This window comes from Nostoc sp. NOS(2021) (genome assembly GCF_017115025.1).
Lineage (GTDB): Bacteria > Cyanobacteriota > Cyanobacteriia > Cyanobacteriales > Nostocaceae > Nostoc.
Genome location: NZ_JABXKM010000235.1, coordinates 1 through 8,103, shown reverse-complemented (window position 1 = coordinate 8,103; position 8,103 = coordinate 1). Strand labels below are relative to the sequence as shown.

The window sequence follows — 8,103 nt, the reverse complement described above, 5'->3', positions numbered from 1 at the left end:
GTTATGTATACAACTTGCACAATCAGGGCGGGCAAGATGCCCACCCCACAACCATGTTGAAAAAATATTAGTGCAAATTAAAGGCGCAACAGCTTACCTCATGTGATTAGGAAACGCTATAGTATATGCCTTGTAAACTTACACCCTTATCAGATCGACTTGATCCATTTTTTTCGCAACCCTCAAGCTGACGCTGAAACCTCTCTCGAACAGTGGTTTGACTTTTTCTATTTCACGAAAATCACTGACGATGGAAAAAGTATTTGTCTGAAAGGTGGAGTTTTTGACAAGTAACAAAGCGGGACTTACTTTAATTTGGATAAAGCCCAAATAAGAGGATGTCTGAAAAGTCCTTGGTGATAAGCTAATCGGCATTCAAGTTGCATAATCAGGGCGCTCATGTTGCCCACCCCACAAGATATTGAGAAAATTTTAATATGCAAATTAGATGTGTTTTAGCTTACACCAATATTGGTAAACCGCAATCCCCGGATAAATTGGGGGACTTTGATTTATTTACCCCCCTTAAAAAAGGGGGGTTAGGGGGGATCTTTATACAACTTGATACTTTACAAACATCCTCAAAGGGTGCGAAAGCGTTAATCCAAAAGTATACGTATACAGTATTGATTCTTCCGATACCATAAGCTGCAATTGATCTTGATACGCCAGACGACTACGAGCAGCTAGTATATATTTTGTAAATCGGACAGGATGCTTAACCTACAATAATAGTGCTATATCTTTGTAGTTGAAAATTTTAATAAACTACAAAGGCTTAAAAAAATCACAAAGCCAACTTTTGCAACACAACCGTATTTGATGGCTAAATCAATTGTTTCAACAAAACGCCTCAGCAGACAGTTAATCAACTGGTTGCTTGAAGAAGACCGACGAGAGAAGGAAAGACCTTACCGCAAGCAAGAACCACATCGCCAGCATCCTTGGTGGCAGGTGATGTGCTTGACTGGTGTAGATTATTTTTCGACTCTTGGCTATCAACCTGGGATTGCAGCACTGGCAGCTGGCGCTCTTTCTCCTCTGGCTACTCTGATTCTGGTATTGCTGACGCTCTTTGGAGCATTGCCAATCTATCGGCGCATTGCTGCCGAAAGCCCTCATGGTGAAGGGTCGATCGCAATGTTAGAGCGTTTGCTCCCTTGGTGGCAAGGCAAATTACTTGTGCTGTGCCTACTCGGCTTTGTGGCAACCGACTTTATTATTACCATTACCCTGTCGGCGGCTGATGCTACAGCCCATATCATCGAAAATCCGCTGGCTCCAAATTGGCTTCACAATGAGACGATCGCGATCACTCTCATATTAGTTGCATTACTAGGTGCAGTTTTCTTGAGAGGTTTCCGAGAAGCGATTGGTATTGCAGTAGTTTTGGTGGGAGTTTATCTGGTGTTAAACTCCATTGTCGTTAGTGTCGGTCTGTATCAGATCCTAGCTCACCCTGTAGCGATCGCTAACTGGCAGACTGCACTTTTTGCACGCCATTCCAACCCTTTGATACTAGTCGGCATAGCTCTCCTCATATTCCCCAAGCTAGCGCTGGGATTGTCAGGCTTTGAGACTGGCGTGACCGTTATGGGCCTGGTACAAGGTAGCAGCAGCGACACTCAAGAGCATTCCAAAGGGCGGCTTCGGAATACACGCAAGCTGCTCACCTTTGCTGCTCTGATTATGAGCTTCTTTTTGCTCACCACCAGCTTTATAACCATTCTACTGATTCCAACCGCAGAATTTGCATCTGGGGGCAAAGCCAACGGACGGGCCCTGGCTTATTTAGCACATCTGTATCTAGGCAATGGCTTTGGCACAATTTACGATCTAAGTACTATTTCCATTTTGTGGTTTGCAGGTGCATCGGCAATGGCAGGGCTGCTGAATATTGTGCCTCGCTACCTACCACGCTATGGCATGGCACCCAATTGGGCACGAGTAACGCGACCTTTAGTGTTAGTCTACACAGCGATCGCCTTTGTGGTCACAATTATCTTTCGGGCAAATGTGGAAGCCCAAGGTGGGGCTTACGCAACTGGTGTGCTTGTATTGATCACCTCAGCTGCCTTTGCCGTCACCCTATCAGCCCACCGTCATCGAGAAAAGCGGTCAAAACTCGTTTTTGGCATTATCACACTGTTATTTTTATATACCACTGTTGTTAATATCATCGAAAGACCAGAGGGGATTAGGATTGCTGGGTTTTTCATCGGTGCGATCATTTTTACCTCGCTGGTTTCTCGTGTTTGGCGTTCAACGGAACTGCGAGCAGAACGGATTGAAGTTGACGAACTTGCTGGCCAATTCCTTGCCGAAGAGAGCCAGGGAGCAATACGACTGATTGCAAATCGGTTGAATACGGGCGATGCCCTAGAGTATTTTTTAAAAGAGAAAGAGGTACGCGAGGACAACCATATTCCACCCAACGATCCAATTCTTTTTCTAGAGATTCATGTATCAGATGCTTCTGAATTTGCGGATATCATCAAAGTAAGAGGGGTGCAAGTTGGTGATTACCGCATCCTACGGGCTGAGAGTGCAGCAGTACCTAACGCGATCGCGGCTTTACTGTTCTATATTCGTGACCAAACAGGTAAGATTCCCCATGCCTACTTCGGCTGGGTTGAGGGCAACCCCATACAATACTTACTGCGTTTTATCTTGTTTGGGGAGGGTGATATTGCTGTGGTAACTCGTGAAGTACTGCGTCGGGCTGAAAAGAATCCCCACAGGCGTCCTGGCGTTCATGTCGGGGGTTGAGTAAGCATCTCTGACGCTGGCGCTAGATGAAGCAGAAAGCACAATTGAAGACATTAAATTTGAAGGTACTGGTTGTGCTTTGTGTCTTGCTTGTGCTGACTTAATGGCGTATCTCACAAGCGCTGTTGATGGTGGAACAGTTCCGCGAAATGGTAGCGGCACATAGTCAGTTTGAGCCGCCGTTGGAGAAACTCAATATTATGCAAGGTGTTTCACAATATCCCATGCGGGTTAAGTGTGTAACTTTGGCTTGGTATACCTTCAAGGCGGCGCTGGGGGCCGTTGAAACTAGGGCGTATCTTTAATGAATCGACCTACAATGTTATTGCGATCGCCTTGAGAGCAGAGTAACAGCAATTCATGCTTTGTCTAAATATTTTAAAAGTAAAACATTTAACAATTCAAAATTCAAAATGACGCTCTCTACGAGACGCTCTTGCTAGCTTGCTTCTGGGCAAGATTACGCGGACTCGCTAACAAAATTCAAAATTGAAGACATATAATCAAAACAAGTCTGCCTTCAGGAGATTGACTTAATGACATATATCTCCCCAAAAACCCTTACCTTTGAAGATTTTCTCTCTCAATACCGAGATAATCCCCGCTATGAACTGGCAGATGGAGAACTAATAGACATGGAACCCACTGGCCCGCACGAAACGGTGAGTGGCAAACTTGCAACCCAAATTGGTATCTACCTTGTTACAGAACAACTCCCCTGGTTTATTCCTCGCACGTGTTTAATTTATCCCTTCGCAGATGCTGCCACAGCTCGTCGTCCTGATGTTGTGGTTCTCGATGAAACCGTTCTCCACCGTGAACCCCTTTGGGAGCGAGAACCCGTAATTACGCTGGGACGTTCGATTCAACTGGTGGTTGAAGTCGTTAGTAGTAACTGGGAAACTGACTATGCTCGCAAGGTTGAAGAATATGCGCTCTTAGGCATCCCTGAATATTGGATTGTGGATTATCGAGGATTAGGTGGTGTGGCATTTATTGGTAAACCCAAACAACCTACCTTTACTGTCTGTCAACTGGTTGAAGACACTTATACTCAACAACAATATCGGCTAAACCAATCAATTAACTCACCGCTTTTGTCGCGTCTCCAACTTCGCCTAGATAGTATCCTTCCTGCTTCATAAAACGAAAAAAATGTGGATTTACAGAAAAACTCGCACATTGTCCTGACGCTGCGATCGCATTCAGCACGTTCTAAGCAAACAAGTGGAGCGATGTGTATGACGGGCTACATCTACGCATTGTGCTTTCTTGTAACCTAGAACATGCCTAATAAGATGTAGCAATATTTACAAACCAAACTCCGGCTTTAGTTGTGTTACCCAGGTTTTGATTCGTTCCTCCGTTAAATCAGATTGATTATCTTCATCAAGTGCAAGCCCGACAAATTTACCATTACGAACAGCTTTAGACTCACTAAATTCATAACCTTCTGTAGGCCAATAGCCTACTGTTTTACCACCCCGTTCCGAGATTTTTTCTTCTAAAATGCCTAGTGCGTCTTGGAATGTATCAGGATAACCAACCTGGTCTCCAGGGCTAAAATAAGCAACTTTTTTGCCACTGAAGTCGATGTTATCTAGTCCATCGTAGAAATCTTCCCAATCACTTTGCAATTGCCCAACATTCCAAGTCGGGCAACCGACGATGATATAACTGTAGTCATTAAAATCAGTCGGTTCAATTTGGGAAATGTCATTTAAACTTACTGCACTTTCTCCACCAAATTCTTTCTGAATTATTTCTGCTTCAGTTTGAGTGTTGCCTGTTTGAGTGCCAAAAAATAACCCGATATTAGCCATTTTTACTCCTTGATCCTTTTTTTGTGTTCGCATTTATGTAGACACTGCTGCGACTCTGTGTCTACGTGCGATCGCACTTCCACTGAGCCGAGCAAAAAGATAAATCTTATAACTTCCTGGCCTTAAGTTAAGAGGTTTCAAGTGTAAACTTCCTCCTCCCAATGGGGTGATAATAAATAATTCACTCTAGCTGAGTACGTAAGCTGAAATATAAATAGGACTTACGCATAAGAGATCCCCCAACCCCCTTAAAAAGGGGGCTTTTTAGATCCCCCCTTTTTAAGGGGGGTTAGGGGGGATCGAGGTTTCAGGTTTTGAGTGCCTAAGTCCTATCTTCTTAAGATGGGTTACTTTTATGTTCGGCGGTTAACTAGGGTAGCGCTAGCTTGGTCAACAGGCATCAGCACAACTTCATTAATATTGACATGGGGCGATCGCGTCACACAGAAAAATATCACATCAGCCACATCATCTGCTGTCAGAGGTGTAACTCCCTGGTAAACTTTGTTGGCGCGTTCAGTATCTCCGTGAAAGCGCACCTCGCTAAATTCCGTTTCTACCATCCCAGGGTCAACGGAGGTTACACGTACCCGCGTTCCCAACAGGTCTTGTTTTAAACCTTCAGAAATTGCTCTCACAGCCGCTTTGGTGGCACAGTAGACATTGCCACCGGGATAGGTTTGATGTCCGGCAATGGAACCTAAATTTACCACATGACCGCGATCGCGACTCACCATTCCCGGAACGACATAGCGGGAGACGTAAAGTAAACCCTTAACGTTAGTATCAATCATGTCTTCCCAGTCTTGATAACTACCTTCGTGCAACTTGTCTAAACCACGACTTAGACCAGCATTGTTAATGAGAATCTCGATGTCAGACCAGGCAGGGGGTAGAGTAGAAATGGCTTCTTCGACAGCGTTGCGATCGCGCACATCTAACTTTAATAAATGAATTTCAGTACTAAAATCTTTACTGAGAGTATCTGCTAGTTGCTGCAAACGTTCTAACCGTCGTGCCGCCAAGATCAGTTTTGCACCCGCACCAGCGAAGATTCTCGCACAAGCAGTACCAATACCACTACTTGCACCAGTGATCAAAATGATTTGATTTTGTAGGGAAGTCATTAGGATAGTTAGGAGTGAAGAGTTAATAGTTATGAATTATGAATTAGCACAAGTTTCATAGTTCATAATTTATCATTAGTCGTCTATAACTCCTAACTTCTAACTCCTAACTCCTAACTTCTAACTCCTAACTACTTGTTCACCACTTGCAGACGCTGAGTTATCATCGTCATCCCATTACCCCGCAGGATGACAGCAGAAACCCATTGGCTACCAGGGGTAGATGGTGCTTGTCCGACTTTAAATAATCCGCCAGATGTCAGTAATTCCAAATCCACGGGTGTGGGGTTGAGAAGTTTATCTGGTTGGATGGGTTCTTCTAGCGCCGTTCCTAGTAGAAAATCATCGCCAAGTGGCTCTTTGACGATCGCATCAAAATTATACTTTTGACCAACTTGCACCTGCTGTGGTAATTTAATCTCAATTTGGGGCGGCTTGCTGCCAGAGGTAAGTAGGGTGCGTTCTGACAAAATGTCTTGGCGGACTATTTTTCCGCCTGCAATGCGCTGACGCGATGTAATCGTGGCATTGAGAGCCAAATTATTAGCGCTACGGGAGGGTAAGCCAGTTATCTGCGTTTCTGTTTCGGCAATAATCCCATTACCTTCAGGTTTTGAAGATAGCAGTTTCGTAGTGTATTGCAATTTGGGATATCGTTGCCAAAGTGAAATCAAAGACCTTTCCATAGTTTGTCGGGTCAATCCATCTCCATGAGTGAAATTGGGGCTGTAGAATTGCAACACCCCTTTGACATCGCCCCGGCTGGCGGCGGCATCAATTTGCGTCAACAGGTTTTTCAGTTCGGCTGGTGCATTTTGGGGTGTAGTGGCTTGGGCTAATTGCTGTGGTGTCGTCGCTTGAGTGCGTTGCCAACCACTTGTTAAACCAAGTGTCAGCAGGAAGGAAATCAACCCGATACTTGCTGGAAATCTGAGTTGGCGTCTCACTAAGGCGGTAATAATGTTAGTCATTGGTAAGAATTTACTGATTTGATTAGAGAAAGTAAGGAAATTGTTTTATCTTAGTTAAGCTAGGCGCTAAACGGTAAAGGTTTGATGGCAAACGCACCGATACGATTATTAATCGCTGCCAGTGGGACTGGTGGACATTTGTTTCCAGCGATCGCACTGGCACAAAAACTCCCAGATTATCAAATAGAATGGCTGGGAGTACCCAATCGGCTAGAAACTCAACTTGTTCCCAAACAGTATCCCTTGAATACTATTGCAGTTGAAGGGTTTCAGCAAGGGTTTGGACTCTCCTCGATTCGCATCTTGGGTAAACTCGCCCTTTCGATTCTGGAAGTCAGACGAATTCTCAAACAGGGGAATTTTCAAGGGGTGTTTACTACAGGGGGTTACATTGCCGGGCCAGCCGTCATTGCGGCGCGTTCCCTCGGCTTACCCGTGGTTTTCCACGAATCTAACGCCTTACCAGGTAAAGTAACTCGCTTTTTTGGCCCTTGGTGTAGTGCGGTAGCCTTGGGATTTGAAGTAGCTGCTAAGTATTTACCCCGTGCCCAAAATGTCTATGTTGGCACTCCCGTGCGAGCGCAATTTCTTGATGGGGCAATTAATGCACCACTGGATTTAGCCATTCCTGAGGGTGTTCCCTTAATTGTTGTCTTTGGTGGTAGCCAAGGTGCAATTGCGGTTAATAAATTGGTGCGCGAATCTGCAAACGCTTGGTTTGATGCTGGTGCATATATAGTACATTTAACTGGCGATCGCGATCCAGAAGCAGATAGTCTCAAACATCCACAGTACATCGCCTTACCTTTTTACAACAATATGGCAGCCTTGTTGCAACGGGCAACTCTTGCCATTAGTCGTTCTGGCGCAGGTAGCTTGACAGAATTGGCAGTGTGTGGAACGCCAGCGATTTTGATTCCTTACCCATTTGCCGCAGAAGACCATCAATCTTACAATGCAGACGTATTTACTTCATCGGGTGCGGCGTTAACGTTGAAGCAATCAGAGTTGACGACCCAAGCATTGCAAAGTATTGTGTTGAATTTGTTGCAGTCACCGCCAGAGTTAGCAAAGATGGGGGAAAAAGCAAAAGCGATCGCAGTTCCCGATAGTGCCGAAAAGTTGGCGCAATTAGTGCGTGAGGTGATAGAAACTTAAACAATTCAAAATTCAAAATTGTTCGGGCAGCGTTACGGAATGAAGATATAGCGTTTCCTAATCACATGAGGTAAGTAAGTAGGTGAGAATAAATCAAAGTAGATTAAGTAATGTAAAAAATATTGAAATGAGTTCGTAGTGTTCGCGTAGCGTCTCGTAGAGAGGGCTACCCTGCGGGAACGCTTTGCGAACAGCCCTCAAATTAGGACTAAAGTCCTTACTACAAACCTTGAATTATTCACGCCGCTCTACTTA

The 8,103-nt window shown here is 44.7% G+C and carries 7 protein-coding genes; 4 read left to right on the top strand and 3 right to left on the bottom strand.

Translation table 11 applies throughout. From position 1 onward, the window contains the following. The first annotated feature begins 822 nt into the window (after positions 1 to 822). The 3 genes from HWQ41_RS24905 to HWQ41_RS24900 all read left to right on the top strand — a co-directional run bounded on the left by HWQ41_RS24905 (position 823) and on the right by HWQ41_RS24900 (position 3,914). Complete coding sequence (locus HWQ41_RS24905) at positions 823 to 2,769, top strand: amino acid transporter (protein WP_292768975.1); 1,947 nt, start codon at positions 823 to 825, stop codon at positions 2,767 to 2,769. Positions 2,770 to 2,779: 10 nt separating this feature from the next. Beyond that, the gene (locus HWQ41_RS34360; protein ID WP_366931704.1) at positions 2,780 to 2,935 is read left to right on the top strand and encodes an iron-sulfur cluster assembly scaffold protein; all 156 of its coding nucleotides are present in this window, start codon (positions 2,780 to 2,782) and stop codon (positions 2,933 to 2,935) included. Positions 2,936 to 3,305: 370 nt separating this feature from the next. Beyond that, entirely contained in the window at positions 3,306 to 3,914 is a 609-nt protein-coding gene (locus tag HWQ41_RS24900) for a Uma2 family endonuclease (RefSeq protein ID WP_292768972.1), read from the top strand. Between the two features lie 165 nt (positions 3,915 to 4,079). On the opposite strand, the gene fldA is transcribed toward HWQ41_RS24900, so the two are convergent. From fldA to HWQ41_RS24885, 3 genes are all read right to left on the bottom strand, one after another. Further along, positions 4,080 to 4,592: a flavodoxin FldA gene (fldA, locus tag HWQ41_RS24895; RefSeq protein ID WP_292768978.1), complete on the bottom strand. Its 513-nt coding sequence runs from the start codon at positions 4,590 to 4,592 to the stop codon at positions 4,080 to 4,082. Positions 4,593 to 4,945: 353 nt separating this feature from the next. Further along, positions 4,946 to 5,719 carry an SDR family oxidoreductase gene (locus tag HWQ41_RS24890; protein ID WP_292768970.1) on the bottom strand — a complete coding sequence of 258 codons (774 nt, stop codon included), beginning with the start codon at positions 5,717 to 5,719 and terminating at the stop codon, positions 4,946 to 4,948. Positions 5,720 to 5,850: 131 nt separating this feature from the next. Further along, positions 5,851 to 6,690, bottom strand: coding sequence for a nuclear transport factor 2 family protein (locus HWQ41_RS24885; RefSeq protein WP_292768968.1), 840 nt, complete (start codon positions 6,688 to 6,690; stop codon positions 5,851 to 5,853). A gap of 84 nt (positions 6,691 to 6,774) precedes the next feature. Between HWQ41_RS24885 and murG the strand changes: the two genes are divergently transcribed. Next, positions 6,775 to 7,848, top strand: a complete 1,074-nt coding sequence (gene murG / locus HWQ41_RS24880) for an undecaprenyldiphospho-muramoylpentapeptide beta-N-acetylglucosaminyltransferase (protein WP_292768965.1) — start codon at positions 6,775 to 6,777, stop codon at positions 7,846 to 7,848. The last annotated feature ends 255 nt before the right edge of the window (positions 7,849 to 8,103 follow it).